Origin of the sequence: Sphingobium phenoxybenzoativorans (genome assembly GCF_018286635.1) — a bacterium.
Lineage (GTDB): Bacteria > Pseudomonadota > Alphaproteobacteria > Sphingomonadales > Sphingomonadaceae > Sphingobium > Sphingobium phenoxybenzoativorans.
Genome location: NZ_CP073910.1, coordinates 1147576 through 1173745, shown reverse-complemented (window position 1 = coordinate 1173745; position 26170 = coordinate 1147576). Strand labels below are relative to the sequence as shown.

25 protein-coding genes are annotated in these 26170 nt (G+C 62.6%); 17 read left to right on the top strand and 8 right to left on the bottom strand.

What is annotated here, in order from left to right; genetic code table 11:
- Positions 1-93: 93 nt before the first annotated feature.
- On the bottom strand, positions 94-441 hold the full coding sequence (locus KFK14_RS05725) for a MarR family transcriptional regulator (RefSeq protein WP_021244063.1): 348 nt from the start codon (positions 439-441) through the stop codon (positions 94-96).
- 538 nt (positions 442-979) lie between these two features.
- Here KFK14_RS05725 and KFK14_RS05720 point away from each other — a divergent pair.
- On the top strand, positions 980-1318 hold the full coding sequence (locus tag KFK14_RS05720) for a hypothetical protein (protein ID WP_021244062.1): 339 nt from the start codon (positions 980-982) through the stop codon (positions 1316-1318).
- A 161-nt stretch (positions 1319-1479) separates the two neighbouring features.
- Here the strand turns inward: KFK14_RS05720 and KFK14_RS05715 are convergent, their stop codons facing one another.
- The 7 genes from KFK14_RS05715 to KFK14_RS05685 form a co-directional block, all read right to left on the bottom strand.
- On the bottom strand, positions 1480-3855 hold the full coding sequence (locus tag KFK14_RS05715; protein WP_161626263.1) for a TonB-dependent receptor: 2376 nt from the start codon (positions 3853-3855) through the stop codon (positions 1480-1482).
- A 238-nt stretch (positions 3856-4093) separates the two neighbouring features.
- The gene (locus tag KFK14_RS05710; protein ID WP_021244060.1) at positions 4094-5248 is read right to left on the bottom strand and encodes an epoxide hydrolase family protein; all 1155 of its coding nucleotides are present in this window, start codon (positions 5246-5248) and stop codon (positions 4094-4096) included.
- 11 nt (positions 5249-5259) lie between these two features.
- The gene (locus tag KFK14_RS05705; RefSeq protein WP_081659663.1) at positions 5260-6063 is read right to left on the bottom strand and encodes a hypothetical protein; all 804 of its coding nucleotides are present in this window, start codon (positions 6061-6063) and stop codon (positions 5260-5262) included.
- A 16-nt stretch (positions 6064-6079) separates the two neighbouring features.
- A complete protein-coding gene (locus KFK14_RS05700) occupies positions 6080-7495 on the bottom strand; it encodes a coniferyl aldehyde dehydrogenase (protein WP_021244058.1) in 1416 nt (471 codons plus the stop codon).
- A complete protein-coding gene (locus KFK14_RS05695) occupies positions 7492-8376 on the bottom strand; it encodes an HpcH/HpaI aldolase/citrate lyase family protein (protein WP_021244057.1) in 885 nt (294 codons plus the stop codon). The genes KFK14_RS05700 and KFK14_RS05695 overlap by 4 nt, the downstream gene beginning before the upstream one ends.
- Complete coding sequence (locus tag KFK14_RS05690) at positions 8373-8825, bottom strand: MaoC family dehydratase (protein WP_021244056.1); 453 nt, start codon at positions 8823-8825, stop codon at positions 8373-8375. The genes KFK14_RS05695 and KFK14_RS05690 overlap by 4 nt, the downstream gene beginning before the upstream one ends.
- A gap of 25 nt (positions 8826-8850) precedes the next feature.
- Complete coding sequence (locus KFK14_RS05685; protein ID WP_021244055.1) at positions 8851-9627, bottom strand: enoyl-CoA hydratase/isomerase family protein; 777 nt, start codon at positions 9625-9627, stop codon at positions 8851-8853.
- A gap of 117 nt (positions 9628-9744) precedes the next feature.
- Here KFK14_RS05685 and KFK14_RS05680 point away from each other — a divergent pair, with 117 nt between their 5' ends.
- The 16 genes from KFK14_RS05680 to KFK14_RS05605 all read left to right on the top strand — a co-directional run bounded on the left by KFK14_RS05680 (position 9745) and on the right by KFK14_RS05605 (position 26145).
- The gene (locus KFK14_RS05680) at positions 9745-10449 is read left to right on the top strand and encodes a glutathione S-transferase family protein (RefSeq protein WP_021244054.1); all 705 of its coding nucleotides are present in this window, start codon (positions 9745-9747) and stop codon (positions 10447-10449) included.
- A gap of 247 nt (positions 10450-10696) precedes the next feature.
- Positions 10697-11911: an acyl-CoA dehydrogenase family protein gene (locus KFK14_RS05675; RefSeq protein WP_021244053.1), complete on the top strand. Its 1215-nt coding sequence runs from the start codon at positions 10697-10699 to the stop codon at positions 11909-11911.
- Between the two features lie 79 nt (positions 11912-11990).
- A complete protein-coding gene (locus KFK14_RS05670; RefSeq protein ID WP_031290697.1) occupies positions 11991-12584 on the top strand; it encodes an NADPH-dependent FMN reductase in 594 nt (197 codons plus the stop codon).
- Between the two features lie 198 nt (positions 12585-12782).
- The gene (locus KFK14_RS05665) at positions 12783-13397 is read left to right on the top strand and encodes a winged helix DNA-binding protein (RefSeq protein WP_021244051.1); all 615 of its coding nucleotides are present in this window, start codon (positions 12783-12785) and stop codon (positions 13395-13397) included.
- 166 nt (positions 13398-13563) lie between these two features.
- A complete protein-coding gene (locus tag KFK14_RS05660; protein WP_021244050.1) occupies positions 13564-14754 on the top strand; it encodes an acyl-CoA dehydrogenase family protein in 1191 nt (396 codons plus the stop codon).
- The gene (locus tag KFK14_RS05655; RefSeq protein WP_021244049.1) at positions 14751-15626 is read left to right on the top strand and encodes an SDR family oxidoreductase; all 876 of its coding nucleotides are present in this window, start codon (positions 14751-14753) and stop codon (positions 15624-15626) included. Before KFK14_RS05660 ends, KFK14_RS05655 begins: the two co-directional genes overlap by 4 nt.
- Positions 15616-16398 (top strand): SDR family oxidoreductase, encoded by a 783-nt coding sequence (locus KFK14_RS05650; protein WP_021244048.1) that lies wholly within the window; start codon positions 15616-15618, stop codon positions 16396-16398. The genes KFK14_RS05655 and KFK14_RS05650 overlap by 11 nt, the downstream gene beginning before the upstream one ends.
- A 28-nt stretch (positions 16399-16426) precedes the next feature.
- Positions 16427-17194, top strand: a complete 768-nt coding sequence (locus KFK14_RS05645; protein WP_062066107.1) for an SDR family NAD(P)-dependent oxidoreductase — start codon at positions 16427-16429, stop codon at positions 17192-17194.
- Positions 17195-17199: 5 nt separating this feature from the next.
- Positions 17200-18123, top strand: coding sequence for a 3,5-dioxohexanoate:acetyl-CoA acetone transferase (kce, locus tag KFK14_RS05640; protein WP_021244046.1), 924 nt, complete (start codon positions 17200-17202; stop codon positions 18121-18123).
- A 33-nt stretch (positions 18124-18156) separates the two neighbouring features.
- Complete coding sequence (locus KFK14_RS05635) at positions 18157-18933, top strand: enoyl-CoA hydratase-related protein (protein WP_021244045.1); 777 nt, start codon at positions 18157-18159, stop codon at positions 18931-18933.
- A 42-nt stretch (positions 18934-18975) separates the two neighbouring features.
- Positions 18976-20148, top strand: a complete 1173-nt coding sequence (locus KFK14_RS05630; protein ID WP_021244044.1) for an acetyl-CoA C-acetyltransferase — start codon at positions 18976-18978, stop codon at positions 20146-20148.
- A gap of 14 nt (positions 20149-20162) precedes the next feature.
- Entirely contained in the window at positions 20163-20915 is a 753-nt protein-coding gene (locus KFK14_RS05625) for an enoyl-CoA hydratase/isomerase family protein (protein ID WP_021244043.1), read from the top strand.
- Positions 20916-21039: 124 nt separating this feature from the next.
- Complete coding sequence (locus KFK14_RS05620; RefSeq protein ID WP_021244042.1) at positions 21040-22572, top strand: AMP-binding protein; 1533 nt, start codon at positions 21040-21042, stop codon at positions 22570-22572.
- Positions 22569-24044 (top strand): acetyl-CoA carboxylase biotin carboxylase subunit, encoded by a 1476-nt coding sequence (locus KFK14_RS05615; protein ID WP_021244041.1) that lies wholly within the window; start codon positions 22569-22571, stop codon positions 24042-24044. The genes KFK14_RS05620 and KFK14_RS05615 overlap by 4 nt, the downstream gene beginning before the upstream one ends.
- On the top strand, positions 24044-24535 hold the full coding sequence (locus KFK14_RS05610) for an acyl-CoA carboxylase biotin carboxyl carrier protein subunit (protein ID WP_021244040.1): 492 nt from the start codon (positions 24044-24046) through the stop codon (positions 24533-24535). Before KFK14_RS05615 ends, KFK14_RS05610 begins: the two co-directional genes overlap by 1 nt.
- A complete protein-coding gene (locus KFK14_RS05605) occupies positions 24535-26145 on the top strand; it encodes an acyl-CoA carboxylase subunit beta (protein WP_021244039.1) in 1611 nt (536 codons plus the stop codon). Before KFK14_RS05610 ends, KFK14_RS05605 begins: the two co-directional genes overlap by 1 nt.
- Positions 26146-26170: the final 25 nt, after the last annotated feature.

The window sequence follows — 26170 nt, the reverse complement described above, 5'->3', positions numbered from 1 at the left end:
TCGGATCAACGGGCAGCGCGTCCCGGTTTTACCGGCGCAGCGCTTCGCGCTACGCCGACCTATTTACCGACCAATGATACCGACGCTGAACTTCTACCGCCGGAAGCGCCGGACGCCGTCTATCGCAATGCAGAACGGGACTGCCTGCCGGGCCCCGTCTGGAGCGTCGCCGCATTTGCGGGCACAGTCGTGACAGGTTTGCGCATATCCGGACAGCAAGGTCTGGAAACACGCATCCATCTTATCCTGCCCGGCAGCGGTCAGCCGGACATATATCCGGCGTTTATCGAAGGGATCAGGGAAGCGCTCGACTATGCCTTGCGCCTCCATCTCGGCAAGGCATCGCCGGCCGGTCATCTCAGATGCTTTTGACGCGAGGCAGAAGCTGGTGAGTGAAGTCTTCAATCCCTGGCTGTCGCGCCAATAGAGATCGAGCAGCATTTCGCATCCTGGGTCGGCGCATAGAGAGCCGAACATGGTGGCCGACGCCGCTCTTGCGCTGATGATCGACCTGCATAGTGGCGCGAAGACAGCCGGACGGCCTGTCTCCTCCAGCATGGGTTCAATTCGGGCTTCGTGTCGCATGGGCATTCGCTCTCCATCCCATTCGGGGGCATCGGGCAAACCGCGCCGATGCCCTATGTCTGCTTGCCCCCCGCTAACCGAACAAAACGCTCCAACAGGCTATCATCATGGAATTTCACCATTCGGCAATGTGACTTTTGGAGGGGAATTTCATCGCGGAAATGGTTAACATCAAAGGACATTCCCACGCCCCTGCCATCACTGCGCGAGAAAACCTGTGTGGCACCGCGAAGTCATGACAAAATATCTGGCAGCAATGCCGTCTGTTTCATGGTGGGATGGCCCATCTTCCGCAGCTGGTTTTTCTGACGGAGCCTCGTAGCTGAACCTTGTTCACCTGCGGCGACCATGCGACTATACTGATATGCCCAAAGCAAATGAGCCGGAATGATCCATGTCTGACGAGGAGATGAAGCTCACACCGGAAATGCGCCAGACGATGGCGGAGCCCGATCCCACGGTTCTTGCCATAGAAAAGCTCATCCATGCCGCCAAAGGGGACGATAAAAAGATCGAAAAAATCGTGCGCGGATATTTGCGCAATGCGATTTTCGTTTTCCAAGGCCACATGGTGAGACGCGCGTTGCGTGATCTCGATCTCAAACAAGATGAACTGAGCGATGAACTGCTGGCACAGATCGCCGCCGATACAGGCGGATATATGGGCAAGTTTCGAGATTGGCTTCTCATCGAACTGAACCGCGCCAACGTGAAGCCAAAGTCGACAAATTAGCGTGCGCTCTGAGCCCGAAAGGCAAGAAGCGTACGGAACCCATCCGGCAGCATTTCCGTAGGATATTTAGGGTAACGGAGGGCAAATTGGCGCACCGCAAATCAAGAACTTGCTTCCCCTGCTTACCCCGAAGGTTCGGTTTTACACCAACAAGGAAGCAGCTAGAATCGATAGCTCGCAGAAACCCCGTAGGTGGCAGGCATCGCTGTATATCGCACGATCACATCCTGGGTGACGAACTGGTTGGTCCAGTAATAGGTGTCCGTCACGTTCCGTCCCCAGACTGATAACGTCCACTTATCATCCGGACCGGAAATCCCGGCGCGCAGATCGAGTGTCGCGAAAGCCTTGATGCGCGAGCTTGCCGGAGCGCCAAGCGTCGAATTGGTCTTGCTGTTGTAGAGGACATTGGCACCGACGAACGCGTTGAGGTCGCTGCTCAGAGCCCAACGATATTCCGCATCGCCGACCAACTGCCATTTGGGAGAGAAGGGCAGCTCCGATCCGCGATAGTCACCCAGGACCCGGTCATTGTTGATCCCGACAAAATCCAGAACCTTCGAGTCGATCCAGGTACCCGCCGCCCGCAGCGTGAGCCCGGACAATGGACGAGCAGTGATATCGATCTCCGCCCCGTTGATCCGGGATTTGGGAACATTCACCAGTTTTTCGAGCTGGTTGAAGATCGGATCAATCACAAGACCACGAATCTGCTTGTCGTCATAGGTATAGTGGAAAAGAGCTGCGTTGATCTGCAGTTTCCTATCCAGAGCGGTCGCTTTGATCCCGACCTCATAGGCGGTGACCGATTCCTGCTTAACCGGCGCGAACTGTTGCGTTGTCGAAGCCGGAACAGTCGGGAAATTTCCTGACTTATAACCGCGCGACACCAGCCCATAGAGCAGCACATCGCGTGTCGGCTTGTAGTTGACGCCCACTCGCCACGAGACGTTGTCCTCGTGGAGCGTGCTCTCAAAGGGAGTCCTGATCAACAGGAACGTTGTTTCATCCATATTGACGCAGGTGTTTGCGTCGGGTGCCGGTTGAGCAACACCGCTGATCGCCTGAGAGAGCTGCCAAAACACAAATTGCTGGCCGGGACCACCGCGCATACAAGCGGTATAGTCATTTTTGGTATCGGTATAGCGCGCACCCGCGAGGACGGTCAGCTGGTCCGTGAGCTTATATTCGACGTTTCCGAAAGCGGCCAGATCGCGGATATTCTCCGTAATCGTGGTATCTCCGTTGTCGACGCCAAAGCCAGGCAAGATGGCCGTATTGGTCGAATCATTCACCAGAAAATTGTCGGAACTACGAATCTTGTTTTTCGCGTAATTGCCGCCCAGCGTCCAGTTCAGCCTGTCGCTTTCTCCGGAAAGCCGCAACTCCTGAGTGAAGGTTTTGACATTGCCACGCGATTCGACGCCTGCGTTTTGCAGGGTCGTGCCATCGCGGTCCAGTTCGTAGTCCTGGCGGAAGCGGGTGTAAGAGGTTAGCGACGTCAATGTGATGCCGCTGCCCAGCTCCAGATCGCCCCGAAGGGAAAGCTGCCACAGGCTGTCATCGCGCTTCAGGTTCCTGCCCATATCCCAATCGGCGGCACGTGCGTTGCCCGGTGCGAGAGAAAGGGCCCGGAATGCGGCGACACGCCGGAGAGTTTCCACCGGATCATATTGACCGGGCGCGGAAGCGTCCTGCTGGAGCTTGAGTCCGACAAGCTGCGCCGCCTGGGTATCGGACTTGTTGCGCCAACCGTTAGCGCTGAACAGGAAGGACAGCGTATCGGTCGGCTTCCAATCCAGAAGCAGGCGACCGCGCAGGATGTCCTGCTTACCGAGCTTGTCATCGCGGGTGTAGCTATACTGCCAGCTACCCGATTGCGTTGTACTGCCGGCCAGCCTGAAGCCCAGGGTGTCGGTGATCGGCCCGCTGACGAACGCCTCACCGTCAAACGTGTCGAAGCGGCCATAGGAGGCTTTCACGCCAGCCTGGAAGTCTGACGTCGGTTTGGCGGCGATATAGTTGATCGCACCACCCGTCGAATTCTGGCCGAAGAGAATGCCCTGGGGCCCCTTCAGCACCTCGACACGCTCCAGATCGAGCGTGGCGCCCTGCGTGTAGGCGCTGTAAACGAGGGGAACCTGGTCGACATAGACGCTGACAGCAGGGCTCGCGCCCAATGTATAGTCGTTGAAGCCGACACCCCGGATCGTGAAGAGCGGCGTGCCGTCCTGGCTCTTGGTGAAGGTCAGTCCGGGCGAGATCTTGACGAGATCGCCGGTTTCACGAATGCCCAGATTGGTGAGCTGCTCGCCATCCGCGGCCGTGATCGAAAGACCGACATTGTTGAGCGACTGCGAACGCTTTTGGGCCGTGACGATGATCTCGCCCAGTTGGTCGCCGGATGACTGAGCGGAAGCCTGCGGCGCAGACGAAGGTTCGGTTTGCGCGAGCGCAGGCGACGCAAACTGGTGCGCCAGCACGACCATGCCGAGTGACTGAAACAGAACCCGAGCCTTCAAGGGCGCCTTTATCATGAACATCCTCCTTCTGCGGCCATCATGACCGTCGAAACCTCGTCGGGCTCACGTCGATGATATCGACTCCCCGATCGCTGCCCCAGCCATTACAACATTCTGGGGATAGTGCAATATATAAACGATGCAGATAGTGCATGGTTGAAATCTGGCACGATTCTGAGAAGCCGTCCAAACGGAAGCGATCGGCGATCCCGCTGTGAAATTCAGCCAGCAAGCACCTGTCGGCGTTGCCGGCTCACCGCATGGCGCGAAACGCCTGTCTTACTTCGCGGGCGAAGATGTGGGGTTGCTCGAAGGCCGCAAAATGCCCTCCCCTGGCCAACTCGTTCCAATAGACGAGATTGTGCATGCATTTCTCTGCCCAGCTTCTCGGTGCCCTGTAGATGTCCCCAGGGAAGATGCTGCATGCCACCGGAAGGTGAAGCTCCCTTGCGCCAAAGGCACCGTGGAAGCTTTCCCAATATAATCGGGCTGAGCTGGCCCCGCTGTTTGTCAGCCAGTAGAGCATGATGTTGTCGAGCAACTCATCGGCCGTGAAGATATTTGCCGGATCGCCGTCGCAGTCCGACCACTCGTAGAATTTCTCGTATATCCAGGCGGCCTGGCCGACGGGGGAGTCGGCAAGCAGATAACCGAGCGTTTGGGGACGACTCGCCTGCAGTGTCGAATAGCCCGATTGCCAGCGGTTGTAATAGACGAGCGCTTCCAGCATCGCCGCCTCCTCGTCGCTCGGTTCAGCGGGAAGCGGATCGGGGATTACGAATGGAAGATTGAGGTGGATACCGAGCAGCCCAGCGGGGCGCAGCACGCCCATCTCGGTCGTGACGACGGCGCCCCAGTCTCCGCCTTGAGCGCCGTAGCGTTCATAGCCCAGGGCCTGCATCAGGATGTCCCAGGTGCCGGCGATACGCTGCACGTTCCAACCCGGTTCGACCGGCTTGCTGGAGAAACCAAAGCCCGGCAGCGATGGGATCACGAGATGGAATGCATCCTCGGCCTTGCCGCCATGACGTGTGGGATCGGTAAGCGGCTCGATGCACTTGAGAAACTCGATCACCGAACCCGGCCAACCGTGGGTGAGGATCAGCGGCATCGCCCCTTCATGAGGCGAACGGATATGAAGAAAATGGATGTCAATGCCATCAATCCGCACCCGGGACTGCCCGAGGTCGTTGAGGCGGCGCTCGCAGCGCCGCCAGTCATAGCCAGACTTCCAATAGTCGACCAGTTCCTTCATCCGCGAGAGCGGTACACCCTGCGACCAATCGGCAACCGGCTCGCAGTCGGGCCATCGAACGTCATCAAGGCGCTGGCGGAGCCGGTCCAACACCTGGTCCTCGACGCGCAGGGTGAAGGACTCAATGGCTCCTGCAAGGGATAGTTCGACCACGATCCTTGCTCCTATCCTTGGCCGAGTGAGCGGGCCGCATTCCTGCTTGCTTGCGCCTGCTCTATCATCACGGCTCCAGCCATCCGCAGGACGATGAATACCAAACCGATGCTCAAGAGCGTGCCAAACGTCACGAATGCCGTAGACGTGGCTGGCGCGTCGAGATGCAGCGCGATGATGACCGGACCGCCGATGCCAAAGTTCGCGGCGTAAAAGGTCATCGGGAAAATGGCGAAGAGGCCAAGAAGGTGCGCAGGATGCGTTGCCCGTTGGCGAAGCTCGATAGCAGCAAGCGAGAAACAAATGACCTGCGTTGCTTCGAGGATGCCGATGATGATGGGGTAGTTGAACAAGCGAAAGACGTGCGGCCCCCAATATTCATAGGCACCGCCGTTTATGCCGTTGATCCCGAACATCTCGAACACGCAGGACATGACCACTTCCAGCGCGAAAAAAATATACACGCTGTTTTTAGAAATCGCGCCGTCGTGAATGGACTTGGTGATGATCATGGCCGCGCTGCCATAGAGGATGGCATATCCGCTATGGGTCCAATTGGGTTGAGCCACGCCAAAGGCCGTAAAATGGGACCAGATGCCGGGTTCATAGAACCAGAGCATCAGACCTTCATCATAGAGCGGTTCAGCAAAGGCGCCGAACATGGCGGCCAGAATCAGGAGAACGTAGAACGGCGTTCTCTCTCGGACGCCGAGCCTAGCCGCGATGAGCAGCGCCACGGCGGTCAATCCCCAACTCCCCCATGTCAATATCGCCTGCGTGGTGAGATTGAGCGGATGATCGATCGGCGGGGTCATATCCTTCTCCTCGTGTTCAATGCGCCCGGCTGCCGCCAAGGTTCTTTGCGATGAATTTCCTCAGCTTCGCACCATAGGGCGGGCGAAAGCCGGCGATGCGGGCGACATCGAAGCGCGACTGGCGGAAAATGCCTCGCGCATTGCTGAACTCGCGAAAGCCCTCGATGCCATGATAGACGCCGAAGCCGGATTCCCCGATGCCGCCGAAGGGCAAGTCTTCGACAGTCACATGGAAGACGACATCATTGAGCGTGACGCCGCCGGAGACGGTCCGCGACAGCACTTCCCGTTCTTCAGTCTTGTCGCGACCGAAGAAATACAGGCCGAGCGGGCGCGGTCGCGCGTTGACGAACGCGATCGCTTCGTCAAGCGAGCCATAGGACAGGATCGGAAGAATCGGCCCGAAAATCTCGTCCTTCATGACCGCGGCGTCGAGCGGGCAATCTTGAAGGATCGTGAAAGGCAGCCGCCCGTCGTTTGCGCGCGCACCGATCTCGGTCACGCGCGCGCCGTGCGCCCGGGCCTCCTCGACATAGCGCGAAAGCCGCTCGCGGTTGCGGTCGCCGAGCACGGAGGCATATTCCGGGTTGGCGGTCAGATTGGGATAGATGGCTTCCGCCGCCGCAGCGATCCCCTTGGCTACCGCGGCCTCTTCGCTGGCGGGCACCAGCATATAGTCCGGTGCGAGACAGATCTGGCCGGCGTTCAGAAGTTTGCCGGTGACGATTCGATCGCACATCAGCGCCGTGTCGGCGTTCGAGCCGACAATGACCGGCGACTTGCCTCCCAGTTCGAGCGTGAGAGGCACCAGATTATCCGCCGCCGCGCGCATGACATGGCGCCCCACGGCCGTCGACCCGGTGAAGATCATGTGGTCGAACGGCAGGGCGGAGAAGGCGGCCGCCACGTCCGCGCCGCCCGTTACCACCGCGATTTCGTCCTGATCGAAGGCCGACGAAATGGCATCCGACAATACGCTCGATGTCGCCGGGCTATGCTCGGACGGCTTGATCATCGCACGATTGCCAGCGGCAAGGACTCCGGCGAGCGGGCCGAAGGTCAGATAGAGCGGGAAGTTCCAGGGCGACAATATGCCGACAACCCCCTTGGGCTGATATTCAATCCAGGCAGAGGCGCCGAACAGGCGGAGCGCCATGTCCACAGGCCGCCGTTCGGGCCGCATCCAGCGATCGACATGCTTGAGCGTATGCCGCAAGGTCTGGAGCGACGCGACAATGTCGTAGAGCTGGGACTGCTCGCGCGCGCGGACACCGAAATCCTCAGCCAGCGCGTGGCAGAACCGGGACTCATGACTCGACAGAGCCTCAATGGCGCGCCGCAGGCGGTCCTTGCGCAGCGCAGCCGATACGGGCGATGGATCGCGCGATTGCGCGCGCTGGCTTTCAAGGATCGCGCCCGGATCGTCGGTCATGATTGAAGTACCTCTCCTGTTGTCGCGAGCAGCCGTTGCGCGGCTACAAGATGCGGACGGTCCAGCATCCGGCCGCCAAGTCCCACGACGCCGCTTCCAGGCGACGCGGCGAAGGCCGCGACGACTGCCCTGGCGTCCTCGATCTCCGTCTCGCTCGGCGCGAAGACCTCGTTGATGACGGAAACCTGATCGGGATGGATCGCAATCTTGCCCGCAAAGCCGGCGTGCCGTGCAGCAAGACCGGCTGCCCGCAATCCTTCGCCGTCACGAAAATCGGCATGAAGCGTATCGATCGCAGGCACGTCGCACGCCGCCGCGGCCAGAAGGGCAAGCGCGCGCGCCAGGCGAAAGCTGTCGTCCCATTCGCCGGACGGACGCTTGTTCCCGCGGGCGCCAAGCACTGTCGCCAGATCCTCGCCGCCCCAGGTCAAGGCATGAAGCCGCCCGATCGGCGCGGTGAGTTCCGGCAATCTGAGCACCGCCGCAGCCGTCTCGGTAACGACGGGGAGAATGCCGATGGCACCGGGAGCGATGCCCTTCGCGCTCTCCGCCATATCCAGGTAATGCCCGCAACGATCGATGTCGTGACGGCCGCAAGCCTTGGGGAGAACGATGCCGGCGACGGCCGCGTGAGTCGCCGCGAGTAGGTCTTCGAGTACATGGGGGCTGTCGAGCGGATTGATCCGCACATAGAGCTTGGGCACAGTGCTGCCATCGAGATCGGCGAGTTGGCCGGCGAGCAGCTTCCGGGCCTCCGCCTTGCGGTCGGGCGCCACGGAATCCTCCAGATCGAGGATCAAGGCGTCGGCTTCCGATTGCAGCCCTCGGGCGATCTTCCGCTCATTGTCCGCGGGGACAAAGAGGAAGGAGCGCAGCATCATACCGATCGCCGCAGCATCAGTGCGGCGCGCAGGCATCGGGCGACAAGTTGGTCCTTCTGGTTGAAGGCCTGATGCTCGAAGGTGACGATGCCGGCATCATCCCGCGATTTGCTGATGCGGGCCTCCTTGACCGTGGTTCGAGCCTTTATGGTGTCGCCCACGAATACGGGAGCCGGAAAGCCGACATCTGTCATGCCGAGATTGGCGATGGTCGTGCCCAGCGTGGTGTCGCCAACCGAAAGACCGATCATAAGGCCAAGGGTGAAGATGCTGTTGACGAGCGGCTGCCCAAATTCCGTCCGCGCGCAATAGTCCGCGTCGAGATGGATCTGCGCGGGATTCATCGTCATCGTCGTGAACAGGACGTTGTCCGTTTCAGTAACGGTGCGCCTGGTTGCATGATCCAGGATCAGGCCCGGCGCCAATTCCTCGAAATATAATCCGGCCATGTCGATTCTTGATGTCCTTGTTGGTTCAGCCTTGAAAAACCGGCTGCTTACGGGTTGCGATGGCGTCGATCGCGCAGGGCACCTGATCGCCCGATGCAAGGGCGACAATTTCGGTGGCTTCGCGATCGAGATGGTCTGCCAGTCCCGATGTCCTGGCCGCCTCGGTGAGGCGCTTGATGGCCGCATAGGCCGCTGTCGGCCCCGAAGCCAATTGATCGGCGAAGGCCACCGCTTTGCCCTGAAGGTCCGCTTCGGGCACGACCTCATCCACGACTCCGATGCTTCGCGCCTCTTGCGCCGACAGGAAACGTGAACTGATCAGAAGCGCCGTCGCGCGCCTGGCCCCCAACGCGCGGGTCAGGAAGTAGCTGACGCCCGCGTCGGCGCTCAGGCCCAGGCGGGAATAGCCGGTCGAAAACCGAGCCGTGTCGGCGCACAGAATGAAATCGGCCGAAAGCGCGAGTCCGAAGCCGCCGCCAATCGCATTGCCCTGGACGGCGGAAACAATGGGCAGGGGCAGTTCGCACAACTTGAGCTGGGCTTCATGGAAGCGGGCGGCCATATCGCGCAGGACATCCGCCACGCCATTTCCTGAAGCGGCGAGATGACGAACATCACCGCCAAGACTGAAATTCGCGCCGCGCGCGTCAATCAGGATCGCGCGGCCCGGATCGGCGCAGGCGGCCTCAATCGCTTTTGCGAGATCGGCAATGAACTCAGGGTCGACGGCGTTTCCTGCTTCCGGGCGGTTGAGGGTCAACCGCCCTACCGCGCCTTCACGCGCATATTCGACAAGGGCCATAGGACGCTATCCTCTCATTGCCGAGCTTGTGATGTGCATTGACCCAAGCTCGCCCAAACCCTATCTTCCCTAAATAGTGTCGTCAATGCACAGTTTTAAGAATGACGGGAGAGCGCCGTGGCAGGGATCATCCTCCATCAACTGGAAATTTCACCGTTTTGCGACAAGGTGCGGCGTGTTCTCACCTATAAAGGCCTCGACTATGCGGTGCATAATGTGCCCATGGCGGACCTCGGCAAACTCAAGCGGCTGTCGCCGGTCGGAAAGGTTCCGATCCTTGAACTGGATGGGCGCGTCCTGCACGATTCGAGCGACATCTGCCGCGCGCTCGACCTCCACGCCCCCCAGCCCGCCCTTTTTCCGCAGGAGCCGAAGGCCCGCGCGCTGGTCGACCTGCTGGAAGACTGGGCAGACGAGAGCCTCTATTTCTTCGAGATGACGATGCGGTTCACCTGGCCTTATGACCGCGAACGCTGGGTGAGCGAAATCCTCAAATATGACAATGCGTTGATGCGGCGCATCGCCCGGCCGCTGGTTCCCTATCTCACGCGAAAGCAAGGAACCGGACAGGGCCTCGCGCGCCGGAGCGAAGCCGACATTCTGGAAGAACTGAAACGCCACGCGCGGGCGCTTGGCGCCCTGCTGGATGGTCGGGACTTCCTCGTTGGCGAGAGCCTCACGCTGGCGGACATTGCGGTGGTGTCCCAACTGGAATGTGTCGCCGGTTCCGGGCGCGGCCTGGACGTGCTGCGCAGCGAGCCTGCCATATTGCCGTGGATGGAGCGCGTAGAGGCCCTGACGGGAGGCCCCGCCATCCGGTGAGACAGCGCATCGCAAGCGCCATTTTGTTCATTCAATAAACACTTGCCAAAATGCAGTGTTTGGCTAGATAGAACCCCAAGTGCTGATCGGGAACATGCCGTGATCGAGGCCGAACCGCTTACATTTCCGCCCGGAAACAGGTTGGATTTCAAGCGATCGAGTCCCTGCCCTGGTGCGACCGATCGGCGCGTAGCCAGTCGCAAGATCGCCCATTTTCGCGATCTCTGCAGATGCGAAGGAGAGGCCCATGGGCAAGCATAGTATCGAAATCACACCGGCCGAACGTGACGATCTCGTGGCGCGTGCGCGCAAGCTCGCCGAGAGCTTTTCGGCGGTAGGCGCCAAGGCCGACGAAGAAAACCAACTGCCGCTCGAACTCGTCCCCCTCTACAAGGAAAGCGGTCTCGCGAAGCTCATCGTTCCCAAGAAATATGGTGGCTTCGGCGCCGACCTGTGGACCGTGGCGCTGGTCGAGAAGGAACTGGCTTCCTGGGGCGATCCGGCGATCACCCTGTCCTTCAACATGCACCATGTGATGGTGGGCATCTTTCGCGATCTCTTGCAGGAGGAAGCGCGAACCAGGCTGTTCAGGCAGGTGGTCGAGGACAATGCCCTGATCTCCGGTCCGTTCAGCGAGGAACGCGCCGGCTTTTCCACCATCGCGGATACGGTTGCCGTCCCCGACGGCAATGGTGGATGGCATGTTTCGGGCAAGAAGAACTGGGCAACCTTCATCGAGGGGGCGGACATCGTCACCTTCAACGCCACCATTACCGACGCCGATGGAAAGGTTCCGGAGGACTATGAAGAGCACAAGGCACGCGAGTCGGTCTTCATTGTTCCGGTGAACACGCCGGGGATCAGCATCCAGCGTACCTGGGATACGTTCAGCATGCGGGCTTCGGGCACGCAGACCTGCGTGTTCGACAAGGTGCCGGTGCCCGCCGACGGTTATGGCGGCCCGTTCCGCACCGGCCTGATCGGCGAAATGGAATGGGTAAGCTTCCCGTTCGCCGGCGTCTATCTGGGCGTTGCGGACCGGGCCTTGCGCCTGGTTCGGGATTCGCTCGCGAAGAAGTCGCTCGGCCATACCGTGTCGGGCGCGAACGTGATGGTCCGGGACGTGGGGCATATCCAGCACCAGCTCGGCCAGGCGATCGTGGAACTGGAACTGGCTGAACGCGCAGTGCGCGGAACCGCCGACCTTCTGGCGGCAGGCGAAGATGCGAACTGGAGCGCGGCTGAGCGCCCTGCACGGATTTCGATCGCGAAGATCGCCGCGACCGAGGCCGCCGTGCGGGTTTCCGATATCGCCATGCGCCTGACCGGCGGCGGAGCGATCCGGCGCGGTGGACCGCTGGAGCGCGCGTTCCGCGACGCGCGCGCCGGCATCTACCACCCACTTTCCGGAGATGCCGTTTACGAATTGCTTGGGAAATCGCAACTCGGCGTACTTGGCTAAGGTCGCTGTCCGGCACCGGCACGTAAGCGCCGGTGCCGGCCCCTGGGCTCGCCCTCTTCCCGGCGAAGGTAATTATTTCATGACTGCTGCATCGCCCTTCATTCTCGGCATAGGCGGAACGGTCTCTCCTGGGGGATCAACCGAGCAGGCCCTTGCCATGGCTCTCGCAACGGCCGAACAACTGGGTGCGCGGACGCTGTTGTTCGGCGGCGCGGACCTGGGCCGACTACCACACTACCTCAGCCCTCGCGCCATGGATGTTCCGGAGGCGAGAACGCTGGTTGACGCGGTGCGGCGCGCCGACGGCGTGATCATCGCCAGTCCGGGATATCACGGGTCGATTTCCGGCCTGGTCAAGAACGCGATCGATTATGTCGAAGAAACCGCGAAAGATCCCCGTGCCTATCTGGACGGTGTTCCGGTCGGTTTGATCGCTACCGCCTATGGCTGGCAGGCAACAGGGTCTACCCTCGCTGCGCTTCGCTCGATCACCCACGCCCTGCGGGGATGGCCGACGCCGCTTGGCGCGGCTGTCAACAGTTCCGGAGGCCTGTTCAGGGATGGCAGATGCACGGACGCGGCCGTTTGCGATCAACTCGCTTTGGTCGGGCGCCAAGTATATGATTTCGCGCGGCTCCGCACGGCTAGCGGCGGCGGGGAACCCGCACCATAGCCTGATTGTAGCACATTTATCGGCTGGTCGGAGAGGCGCTTTGAGAGATTTGCTCTTTCATGGAGACGCCCCCAAATCGCACGCATACGCCACATCAGATCGCACAATAATACACTTTCGTCATTGTCCTTTGATTGTAATGTTTTCAAGCGCCACTGAATATTCTATGAAGGGCGCAGGCAGATATCGAGGACGTAGATGACGGCGCAAACGGCCACCCGGCAGAAGAGGAAGGATGATGCGGTAGCCGAGCCGGCATATGGCCCGCCGCTCCCGTTGGTCGGCGAGTTGCTGAACTTCTTCTATCCGATCCACTATCGGATCGGCATGGACCTCGAAACGGTGATGTGTCAGGGGCGCATCTCTCGCAAGCAGGCGGCGATCCTGTGGCTCATTCATTCGCGCGCGGATGCAGCCGGTTGGGTGCGGCGCAAGGATATCGAAACTCGCCTCGCCACTTGGTTCGAGATGAGCAATTCAAACGTATCGAAGCTGTTGCGCGAATTGTCCAAGCCGCCCCTCTCTCTCGTTTCGCAAATCGAGAATCCTGATTCGGGGCGTGAGAAAGTCGTCAGACTGACAAAGGCCGGCGAGAAGTTCGTCGACGGAATGGTCAAGGCGTCGGTCGACTATCTGGCGGGCCAGTTATCGCATCTAACCACGGATGAATTGCGCTGGGGCGTCGATTTCTTTGCCTTATCGTTCCGCAATTCAGCCCGTGAAGCGCGCCTCAACGGCGCAATCCCGCACCTTGCGCCCCCGCCCGGTGAGATCGAAGGGGCCAACGAGCGGTCGCATCCGCCAACACGCTAAATTCAGCGTCATTCTCTTTTCATCGCGGCCTTCGCATGAGGGCCGCGTTTGCATGCCCATTTGCCGCAGTTCTGAATAGTGTCGTAATAGAATACTTGCCATAATGCACATTCCTGCTAGGAGACGATTCACAGCCTGATCAATGGCGGAAGAGGATGCATGCGGCATGGCGGAAAGCGATCAATCCGAGGCGTGGACATATCGGCTCAATACCGAGCGTCAGGAGATTCTCGACCAGGCCGACCGTTACGCGCGCGCCGAACTCTATCCGCTTGCCGAGCGGATGGATGGCGAGGAATGGTGGCCGGTCGATATTATGAGGCGGCTTGGCCATGCCGGCTATCTCGGCATTACGACTCCGGCGCAGTTCGGCGGGCTTGAGTCGGACATTTTCACCGCTGGACTTGTCGCGCAAGCCTTCGCACGATGGAACCATGCCCTCGCGCTCAGCTGGGTCGTTCACGAAAATCTTTGCCTCAACAACATCTATGCCAATGCTGACGACGAGCAGCGTACGCGCTTCCTGCCAAGGCTGTGCTCGGGCGAATGGACCGGTGCGCTTGGGCTGACGGAACCCGGTGCCGGTTCGGACGCGCTCGGTTCGATGCGCGCCACCGCGCGCCGGGATGGCGACGACTATGTGCTCAACGGCACCAAGATCTTCATCACCAACGGCCCGGTCGCTGACGTGGTGCTGGTCTATGCCAAGACCGATCCGGCGGCGGGAGCCAAGGGAATCTCGGCCTTCGTCGTCGAAACGGATCGGCCGGGTTTCCATGTTGCCCAGAAGCTCGAGAAAATGGGCTGGCGTGGCAGCCAGACCGGTGAGCTGGTATTCGACGAATGCCGCGTACCGGCCGCCAATCTGCTGCGAGAGGAGAATAGCGGCGTCCGGGTCGTCATGAGCGGCCTCGATCTCGAACGCGCGATGATCTCGCCCCTGTGCCTGGGCATTTGCGAACGGGCGCTCGAATTGTCGGTCGATTATGCCAAGACCCGCGTACAGTTCGGCAAGGCCATTGGCGAGTTTCAGATGGTGCAGTCGCGCCTCGCCGATATGTATGTCGCCGTCCAGACGCTGCGCGGCTTCTGCTATCAGGTTCTCTCGCGCTGCTCCGAACTGGGGCATGGCGAGGGCGGACGCGGCGAGATTCACGCCCTGACGGCCGCCTCGGTCCTCTACGCCGCCAACACCATGAACCAGGTGCTGGACAATGCGGTCCAAGTGCATGGCGGCACCGGCTATATCTGGGAGTCGGAGATCAACCGGCTCTTCCGCGCCACCAAGCTCATGGAGATCGGCGCGGGAACCACAGAGGTCCGCAAGCTCATCATCGCCGGCGAACTGCTCAAATGAGCGCGCGTACTGTCGATGATCTTCGGCTGGACGATGCTCCGCTGGCGCTTGCGTCCGGCCTGCTCGACGGGCGCACGGCCATCGTGTCGGGCGGGGGCAGCGGGATCGGCAAAGCGGCGGCATGGGTGCTGGCGCGTCTCGGTGCAAGGGTTGCGATTTGCGGGCGCAACCCCGAACGGCTCGAAGCGGTGCAATCCGCCTTCGACGCGCGTGGTTGGCCCATCCTCGCCCACCCCTGCGATATTCGCGACGAGGCCGGGATAGAACGGCTGCTGGACGCCGTAGCGGCGCGTTTCGGCTTGCCGGATATCCTCATCAACAATGCCGGCGGCCAGTTCGCGCAAGGCGCGTCGCAGATCGCGCCCAAGGGCTGGCGGGCCGTCATAGAAACCAATCTGACGGGGTGCTGGCTGATGATGCAGGCCGTGGCCCGGCGATGGATCGACGGAGGCAGGGGCGGTGTCATCGTCAATGTCACGGCCGCCAACGGCCGCGGCATGCCGGGCATCGCGCACAGCGCCGCCGCGCGCGCCGGCGTCGAGAATGTGACCCGCACCGCCGCGGTCGAATGGGCGCCCCATGGCATCCGCATCAACTGCCTCGCGCCCGGTCTTGTCGATAGCGGCGGCCTCTCTGTCTATCCGGAAGCCGCACGCGCCGCCTTCGCCCGCGCCAATCCCCAGCGCGCGACCGGCGATCCCTGGGACATCGCCCAGATCATCGCGTTTCTCGCCAGCGACACCACGCGATTCCTCACCGGCACGACCATCACGGCCGATGGCGGCGGCGCCCTGTGGGGCGACCTCTGGACGATCGAGCGTCCGGTCTATTTCTCCGACTCCTTTCAGAAAGCAGAAATCCATGTCGCTTGACCCGCAATGTCTCTCGGGCCGCAATGCCATCGTCGTCGGGGCGTCGAGCGGTATCAACCTGGGCGTCGCCCATCGGCTGGGTTCGTTGGGCGCGCGCCTGGCGATCGTCAGCCGCTCCGAGGATCGCATCGCCGCAGCGGCCGACACGCTGCGCGCCGATGGCGTGGACGTCACGCATCATGCCGGTGATGTCCGCGAGCCTGCCGCCCTGCAGGCGATCATGGAAGAGGTGGCGAATGCCAAGGGGCCGATCGATATCGTTCTCTCGGGCGCGGCGGGCAACTTCTTCGTGCCGGCGGCCAAGATGTCGCCCAACGCTTTCAAGACGATCGTCGACATCGACCTGATCGGCACATTCAACGTGCTTTCGGCCGCCTATCCGCATCTCAGGCGTCCCGGCGCCGTCCTCGTTAACATCACGGCGCCCCAGGCCCAGCGCGCCATGCCCATGCAGGCCCATGCCTGCGCGGCCAAGGCGGGCATCGACATGCTGACCCGTTGCCTGGCGCTCGAATGGGGCGCGGAAGGGATCAGGGTCAACGCTGTCTCCCCCGGCCCGATCGCGGACACCGAGGGGCTGGCGCGGCTCGCGACCGATGCGGACCTCGCCGAACGCATTCGCGGCGCGCTCGCGCTCCCCCGGTTCGGCCAACGTATCGACATCGGCAATGCGGTGGCCTGGCTGTGCAGCGAGGCGGCCAGCTTCGTGACCGGAACCACCATCGACTGTGACGGCGGCATGCGCCTCGGCAACCTCTACGCGCCTGAATGAAGCGCGCAAACCATCAAGGAGCAAACCCATGGATATCGGCAACAAGGTAGCGATCGTCACCGGCGGCGGCTCGGGCCTCGGCGAAGCGACGGCGATCAGGCTTGCGGAGGGCGGCGCCAGGGTCGCGGTCGTGGATCTCAACGCCGATGCGGCGAACGCGGTCGCGGAGAAGATCGGCGGCAAGGCGTTCGCCATCGACATTGCGGATGCACAGGCAGGCGAGAAGGCGGTCGCGCAGATCGTTGCCGAACTCGGCACGCCGCGTATCCTCGTCAACTGCGCGGGCGTCGGCACGCCGATGAAGATTCTTGGCAAGGACGGTCCGCTGGCGCTTTCGGCCTTCGAGAAGGTCGTACGCATCAACCTGATCGGCACCTTCAACATGCTGCGCCTCGTCGCCGACGCGATCGCGCGTGATCAGGAGCCGGGTGACGGCAAGCAGACCCAGGGCGTCATCATCAACACCGCCTCGGTCGCCGCCTTCGATGGACAGATCGGCCAGCCCGCTTATTCTTCCTCCAAGGCCGGTGTCGTCGGCCTGGCGCTTCCCGCCGCGCGCGAACTTGCGCGTTACGGCATCCGGGTGCTGACCATCGCGCCGGGCATTTTCCTGACGCCGATGCTCAAGATCCTGCCCGATGAGGCGCTGGAATCGCTCGGCCGCTCGGTTCCCTTCCCGCCGCGCCTCGGCGAGCCGGAGGAGTTCGCCAAGCTCGCGCTCCACATGATCGACAATGACATGCTGAACGGCGAGGTCGTCCGTATCGACGGATCGATCCGCATGGCCGCGAAGTAAGTTCCATGTCCAAGGTCATCATCAGTTGCGCGATCACGGGGTCGATCCACACACCTTCGATGTCGCCCCATCTGCCGGTGACGGCCGCCGAGATCGCGCAAAGCGCGCTGGAGGCGGCCGAAGCGGGTGCCGCGATCGTCCATCTGCACGCCCGCGATCCCGAAACCGGCAAACCCGTTCACACGCCGGAGGATTTCGAGCCGTTCCTCAAGGTCATCAAGCAGGGCAGCGATGTCGTGGTGAATATCACCACGGGAGCCTCGCCCTATATGCCGGTGGACTATCGGGTGAAGCCGGCGGAAGTGTGGAAGCCCGAAGTCGCCAGCCTCAACATGGGGTCGATGAACTTCGGTCTGTTCCCGATGCTCAAGAAGGATCGGACATGGAAGCACGCCTGGGAGCCGGAAATGCTCGAGGCCAGCCATGACCTCGTCTTCCGCAACAGCTTCCAGGACATTCGCTACGCGCTCGACACGCTGAACGCCACTGGCACGCGCTACGAATTCGAGTGCTACGACACCAGCCATCTGCATAATCTCCACTATTTCTGGACCGAGGGGCTGGTTCAGGCGCCTCTGTTCATCCAGACCTGCTTCGGCCTCCTGGGCGGCATCGGCGCGCACCCGGAAGAAGTGCTGCACATGAAGCGCACCGCCGACCGCCTGTTCGGCGACAACTACCGCTGGTCGGTGCTGGGCGCCGGGCGCAGCCAGATGCAGGTCGCGGCGCAGGCCGCCGCCATGGGCGGTCATGTCCGCGTCGGGCTGGAGGATAATCTCTGGCTCGACAGGGGCGTCCTCGCGCCCTCCAACGCCGCGCAGGTCATCCGCGTCCGACAGATCCTCGAAGGGCTTGGCCTCGAAATCGCCACCCCCGACGAAGCGCGCGACATCCTCAAACTCAAGGGCGGCGACAAGGTCGGGTTCTGACCCCGGCGCCGCTTCGACTTTCGGAGACACAAGATGAGCCAGTTTCAGACGATCATCGTGGAGCAGCACGGAGCGGTCACTCTCATCCGCCTCAACCGTCCCGATGCCCTCAATGCCCTCAACAGCCAGGTGCTGGCCGACCTGATCGAAGCCTTCGCGGCCTATGAGGCGGACGCCAGCCAGGGCTGCGCGGTGCTCACGGGTAGTGAGAAAGCCTTCGCCGCCGGTGCCGACATCAAGGAAATGTCCAACCGCGGCTTTTCCGAGATGTTCGGCGAAAATTATTTCGGCGGCTTCGACCGGGTCGTGGCGACGCGCAAGCCCTGGATCGCGGCGGTCGCGGGCTTCGCGCTGGGCGGGGGCTGCGAGCTTGCCATGATGGCCGATTTCATCATCGCCGCCGACACGGCGAAATTCGGCCAGCCCGAAGTCAAGCTGGGCGTTGCGCCCGGCATGGGCGGATCGCAGCGCCTGACCCGCGCGGTCGGCAAGGCGAAGGCGATGGACATGTGCATTTCCGGCCGGATGATGGACGTGCATGAAGCCGAACGCGCCGGTCTTGTGTCTCGCATCGTGCCCGCTGCGACCCTTGTGGAGGACGCCATCAAGGCCGCGGCGGAGATCGCCGCCTACCCTCCGCTCGCCACCATCGCCAACAAGGAAATGGTCAACGCCGCTTTCGAGACGGGTCTTTCGGCGGGCCTCCTGTTCGAGCGCCGCCTGTTCAATGGCCTGTGCGCGACCGCCGACAAGCGCGAGGGCATGGTCGCCTTCGTCGAAAAGCGCAAAGGCGCGTGGAGCGGAAAATGACCACGCTTTGCTCCCCCTTCAGCATCACCGGAGATTTCAGCCATGAGTGAAGCCTATATCGTATCGGCGGCGCGCACCGCCGGAGGACGCAGGAAGGGCGCGCTGGCCGGTTGGCATCCCGTCGAGCTGGCCGCCGAAGTTCTCAACGCCACCCTCGACCGCACCGGCATCGATCCCGCCGCGATCGACGATGTCATCATGGGCTGCGTCAGCCAGGTGGGCGAACAGAGCTTCCATGTCGGTCGCCATGCCGTGCTGGCGTCCCGCCTGCCGGAGACCGTGCCGGCCGTCACCATCGACCGCCAGTGCGGCTCGTCGCAGCAGGCGATCCATTTCGCGGCGCAGGCGGTCATGTCGGGCACGCAGGATGTGGTCCTTGCCGCCGGCGTCGAAAGCATGACCCGCGTACCTATGTTCACCGCGACGAAGCTCCCCGCCGAGGCGGGCCTGGGCACGCCGTTCGCGGACCGTATCCGCGAGCGGTTCGGGGTCGCCGAGTTCAGCCAGTTCACCGGCGCGCAGATGATGGCCGACAAATATGGGTTCGACCGGGATGCGCTCGACCGCTTCGCGCTGGAAAGCCATCGGCGGGCGGTCGCCGCGATCGATGCCGGCGCGTTCGACGATGAAATCGTCCCCGTCGCAATCACTGATGCACAGGGCAATTCGCAGTTACATGTCCACGATGAGGGCGTTCGCCGTGACGCTTCCCTGGAAGGGATCGGCTCGGTGAAGACGCTGCAGGAGGGCGGTGTCGTCACCGCCGCCAACTCCAGCCAGATTTGCGACGGGTCCGCCGCCGTTCTGGTGGTGAGCGAGGCGGCGCTTAAAGTCCATGGACTGACGCCGCTCGCCCGCATCGTCAATCTGACCGTGACCGCCGGCGATCCGATCATCATGCTCGACGAGCCAATCCGTGCAACACGGCGCGCGCTCGATCGCGCGGGCCTCACCATCGACGATATCGACCTTTATGAAGTCAATGAGGCGTTCGCGTCGGTCAATCTCGCCTGGCTGAAGGAAACCGGGGCCGATCCAGCCCGTCTCAACGTCAACGGCGGCGCGATCGCGCTGGGGCATCCGCTCGGCGCATCCGGCGCCAAGCTGATGGCGACCCTGGTTCACGGCTTGCGCAAGCGCGGCAAGCGTTATGGCCTCCAGACGATGTGCGAAGGCGGCGGCATCGCCAATGTGACGATCATCGAAGCTCTCTGACAGCGAGGCTCTTCATGCGTTGGCAGCACATATATTTCGGCATCACGGACGGCGTCGCGAGAGTGACGCTGGCCCGGCCGGAAAAGCGCAATGTGCTGAGTCGTGCCCTGCTCGCGGAGATCGGCGAGGCGCTGGGTGAGGTAGAGCGGACCAGCGCGCATCTTCTCATCCTCGATGCGGAGGGAAAAGCCTTTTCTAGCGGCGGCGACCTTGCCGATCCCATGACGCATGCGGGCGAACTGGGAACCCTGCTGGACGACCACTATCACCCATTGCTCAGACGCCTTGCCGGCCTTCCCTGCCCCACGGTCTGCATGGTCGACGGCCTGGTCGTCGGCGGCGCCTGCGGGCTGGTGCTCGCCTTCGACATGGTGGTGGCCACCGAGAAGGCGCGCTTTGCCTTCCCCTTCACCCGGATCGGCCTCATCCCCGATTGCGGGTTGAATTGGCTGCTTTCCCGAACTGTCGGCCCGATTCAGGCAAGGCGCCTGCTTCTCTTCGGCGAGACGATCGACGGCGAAGAGGCTGTCCGCATCGGCATGGTTTCCCGCCTTGTCGAGTCCGGCGCCGTAGCTTCCCTTCTGTCGTCGCTCATCGAGAATGCAACGACGCTCGATCCCCTGGCCGTCGCCGGGACCAAGCGCGCCGCCGCTCTCGCCGAAACCCAGACTTTTGAGCAATCGCTCGCGACCGAACGGGAACTTCAGCACCAGGCGGGACGGTCGGCGCGCTTTGCAGCGACCCTCGCCAGTCTATCGAACCGCTAGGATCGGAGAGGCACCAGCGATGGCCAGGATCATCCATGCGACAACATTGCATAAATTGAACATTTCATCTAATGCACAGTCAAAGAATCGGAGAGGATGGATTAGCCATGCGCGGTGACTTCTCATGAACCCGTTCCTGGTCGCAAAGGAAAAACCCGACGCCCTCGCCACGATCATCGCGGAAAGCGGCGTCACGATGACCTATGGCGAACTGGCCGACACGGCGGGGAAGATCGCTTCGGCCTTCCGCGCGCTGGGCCTTCAACCCGGCGATCATATCGCCCTCATGCTCCCCAACGGCATCTGGTATCATCCCATAGGCTGGGGCGCATGGCTCGCGGGCCTCTACTGGACGCCGATCAGCACTCGCCTTCAGCATGCGGAAGTGGCGCATATCCTCACCGACAGCGACGCCCGCCTTGTCGTCACGGCGCCGGAATATGAGCCGCTGATGGCGGAGTTGCAGGGCTGGGAAACGCCGGTCAGCCACTGGTTCACCACCGGCGAGGCGAATGATCGCTTCCTGTCCGTCACGGCGCTGATCGAAGGCCAGACGCCGCTTGAAACCAGTTCCGACACCCCAGCGGGCGCCGACATGCTCTATTCGTCAGGCACCACCGGGCGGCCCAAGGGCATCCTGCCCAAGCTCGGCCGCACGCGCGACGAAGCCGATCCGCTTTCGGTGCTGCTCGCCAAACTCTATAGCTTCACGCCCGACAGCGTCTATCTGTGCCCCGCGCCGCTCTACCACGGCTCCCCGCTCAAATATACGCTCGCCATCCACCGCATCGGCGGCACCAACGTCATCATGACCAAGTTCGATGCCGAACAGGCGCTGGCCGCCATCGACCGCTATCATGTGACGCACAGCCAATGGGTGCCGACCATGCTGAGCCGCATGGTCCGTCTGCCGGACGAGGTGAAGGCCCAATATGACCTTTCCAGTCACCGGGTCGCGGTTCACGCAGCAGCCCCTTGCCCCCCGGAATTGAAGCGCCAGCTCATCGACTGGTGGGGACCGATCGTCCACGAGTTCTACGCCGGATCGGAAGCGATCGGCTATACCGCGATCGACACCGAACAGTGGCTGGCGCATCCTGGGTCCGTGGGACGTCCGGTGCTGGGCGAAATCCATATCGTCGGCGATGATGGCGAGGAACTGGCCCAGGGCGAAATCGGCCAGATCTATTTCGGCAACGGACCGCAGATCGCCTACCACAACGACCCGGAAAAGACCGCCTCGGTCTATCATCGCGAAGGCTGGATCACCATGGGCGACATGGGCCGGCTCGATGAGGAAGGCTATCTCTATCTCTCCGACCGCAAGGATTTCATGATCATCACAGGCGGGGTGAACGTCTATCCCAAGGAGATCGAGGACCTGCTTTCAGTGCATCCGGCGATCGCGGATGTTGCCGTGTTCGGCGTTCCCAACGAGGAGTTCGGCGAGGAAGTGAAAGCGGTTGTCCAACCGACCGAGTGGCCGGAGAACGAAACCGCCTTTGTCGAGATGCTCACCGCGCATTGCCGCGCTCATCTATCGCCGATCAAGGTACCCCGTTCCTTCGACCTCGCCCGAGAACTGCCGCGCCAGGAGAACGGGAAACTCTACAAGAAGGCGCTACGCGCCGCGTATCTCGCAAAGGCGGGCGCATGACGAAGATCACAAAAGTCCTGATCGCCAATCGCGGCGAAATCGCCGTTCGCATCCTCCGCTCCGTCCACAAGGCCGGTCTTAAGGGCGTCGCCGTGCATCATGCCGTCGACGCGCAGACGCCGGCGGTGAAGCAGGCCGACACCGCAGTGGAAATCACCGGCGCAACGCCAGTGGCGGCCTATCTCGACGGCGCGCAGATTATCGCGGCGGCCAAGGAATCCGGCGCGGATGCGATCCATCCGGGCTACGGTTTCCTGTCGGAGAATGCAGGGTTCGCGAGGGCCTGCGAGGAAGCGGGCATCGCCTTCATCGGCCCCCGGCCCGAAACCATCGATTTGATGGGCGACAAGGTGCGCGCGCGCAATTTCGTGGAAAGCCGGGGCTTCCCGGTCGCGCCGTCCGCGATCGAGGACGATGACCCCGCGACCTTCGTGGAACGCGCTCGCGCGGTCGGCGCCCCGTTGCTCATCAAGCCCTCGGCCGGCGGCGGCGGCAAGGGCATGCGCATCGTGCGCGATCTTGCCCTTCTCGAAGAGGAGATCGAGCGCGGTCGCAACGAGGGACAACGCTATTTCGGCGATGGCCGGCTGTTCGCCGAACGCTATGTCGAGCGTCCCCGCCACATCGAGGTTCAGGTGTTGGGTGATACGCACGGCAATGTCGTGCATCTCTTCGAGCGCGAATGCTCGCTCCAGCGCCGTTTCCAGAAGGTGGTGGAAGAAGCCCCTTCCCCCACGCTGAGCGCCGATGAGCGGGAGCGCATCTGCGAGGTGGCCGCCGGTATCGCGCGGGCGGCGGGCTATGTCGGCGCGGGGACGGTCGAGTTCATCTACGGCAGGGGCGAGTTCTACTTCCTCGAAATGAACACCCGCATCCAGGTCGAGCATCCCGTCACCGAGGAGATTACCGGCACCGATCTCATCGCCGAACAGCTCCGCGTAGCCGCGGGCGAACCGCTGGGCTACGGCCAGGACGCACTTGCTATCAACGGCCATGCCATTGAGGTCCGCGTTTATGCGGAGGACGCCGCGCGCGACTTCGCACCCACGACCGGCCCTTTGCTGACGATGATTCCGCCCGGCGGCGCCGGCGTGCGGATCGATTCCGGCGTGGAACAGGGTGGCGCCGTGACGGCGGCCTTCGACCCGATGATCGCCAAGCTCATCGTCCATGCGGCGAACCGCGAAGCGGCGCTCGACAAGGCCGATGCCGCGCTCGCCGATTTCGTCATTCTGGGGTGCCGCACCAATATCGCCTATCTGCGACGCTTGCTCGCCGATCCCGATGTGCGCGCCGGCGCCATACATACGGGCCTGATCGGTGAGAAACCCGAACTGGCGGCCGACCCGGCTGTGGATGGCGCCACGGTCCGCGCCCTGCTGGCGGCGGCGGCGCTTTCGGCCCGCCCTGTCCTCGATGCCGCGAACGCGGTTCCCCCGCTTCACGCCGCCATCGGCGGATGGAGGAACTGATGCGGCATTGTATCGAACTGGATGGCCATGACCATCTGATCTGGCTGTCGAGAACGGCTGACGGCTACATCCTGCGCTTCGACGGCGGCGATGTCGCGATTTCCCTCGACAACGGCTTGCTGCGCGCAGGCGACAGCCAGGGCCCCGTCCACATCGCCGGGCAAGGTGACAGGCTTTTCATCCACTGGAACGGCGAGTCCCATGAGCTGCTCTTCAAGGATGCCGTCCTGCGCCATGCGGCCGGAGCGGCAAGTGGATCGGAAGATACGGTGCGCGCGCCCATGCCCGGCGCTGTCGTTGGCGTGTCGAGCGAAGCCGGGCAGACCGTCATGGAAGGCGACATATTGCTGGTGATCGAAAGCATGAAACTTGAAACGGCCATCCGCGCATCGCGCGACGGCGTTGTCGAAGCGGTCCACGTCACACTCTCGCAGTCGTTCGAGCGCGACGCGCCGCTCGTCACGCTCGCTCCGCTGGGAGAGGACGCATGATGCGCCGCATTCACAGCCGGATCGATCCCCGCGACGCCGCCTTTCTCGCCAATGTCGAGCATAATCGCGCGCTTGCGGCGGAACTGGAGAGGCGCCAGCACGCGGTCCGCACCATTCGTCCCGAACGCGACCTTCAGCGGCTCGAACGCCAAGGCAAGATGACGGTCCGCGCCAGGCTCGAGCAACTGCTCGACCCCGGCACGCCCTTTCTCGAACTGTCCACGCTGGCGGCAGGCGAAACACCCTATGCCGAGGATGCGCCGGGCGCCGGCCAGCTTGTCGGAATCGGCATCGTCTCAGGCAAGGAAGTGGTGATCCGCGCCGACGACAGCAGCGTCAAGGGCGGCGCCTGGTATCCCATGTCGGTCAAGAAGATCGTCCGCGCCCTCGACATCGCGATCGAGAACCGTCTACCGGTCGTGCATATGTGCGACAGCGCCGGCGGCTTCCTCCCGCTCCAGGCCCAATTCTTCGCCGATCGCTACGGCGCGGGGCGCATCTTCCGCAACCAGTCCACCCTCTCGAAGATGGGTGTGCCCCAGGTGGCGCTTGTCCTTGGCAACTGCACGGCGGGCGGGGCCTATATCCCCGCGCTCAGCGACTATTCCGTGATCGTGCGCGGCACGGGCGCGATCTTCCTCGGCGGTCCGCCGCTGGTGAAGGCGGCGACCGGGGAAGATGTCACCGTCGACGAGCTGGGCGGCGCGGACATGCACACGTCGGTTTCCGGGGTTGCCGACTATCCGGCCGACAACGAGCTGCACGGCATCGCGATCACGCGAGAGATCGTCGCGCAATGGCGCAGGCAACCCAAGGCTGGCGAGCCGGCGATCGATCCCGAACCGCCCGCCTATGACCCGGCGGAGCTTTACGGCATCCTGCCCGCCGATGGCCGCGTCCAGTTCGACATGCGCGAGGTGATCGCCCGCATCGTCGACGGCAGCCGCTTCCACGAATATCAGCCGGGCTACGGCACCACCCTCATCTGCGGCTATGCCCGCATCTGGGGCCAGCAGGTCGGCATCCTCGCCAACAACGGCGTGCTGTTCAGCGACAGTGCGCTGAAGGGTGCGCACTTCATCGAGCTGTGCGATCAGAACCGCACGCCGCTCCTGTTCCTGCAGAACATCACCGGCTTCATGGTCGGCCGCGAATATGAGCGGCGAGGGATCACCAAGGACGGCGCCAAGATGATCATGGCGGTGTCCGGCGCCTCGGTCCCGAAGATCTCGATCAATTGCGGCGCCTCCTTCGGGGCCGGAACCTACGGCATGAACGGCCGTGCCTTCGATCCGCGCTTCATGTTCTCCTGGCCGCGCTCGCAGGTGGCCGTGATGGGTGCCGAGCAGGCCGCTGGCGTGCTGACCACGGTCAAGATCAGGCAGATGGAACGAGAAGGCGGCGCGCTTACCGATGAGCAGATCGCGGCCATCCGCGAGCCCGTGATCGCGGAATATCAGCGTTCGTCCAGTGCCTGGTATGCCACCTCCGAACTGTGGGACGATGGCGTCATCGATCCGCTCGCCACCCGAGAAACCATTGCGATCGCGCTCAGCGCCGCGCTCAACACCCCCATCCCCGAACCGCGATACGGGGTCTTCAGGATGTAATGCCGACACATCGGATTATCGAGCG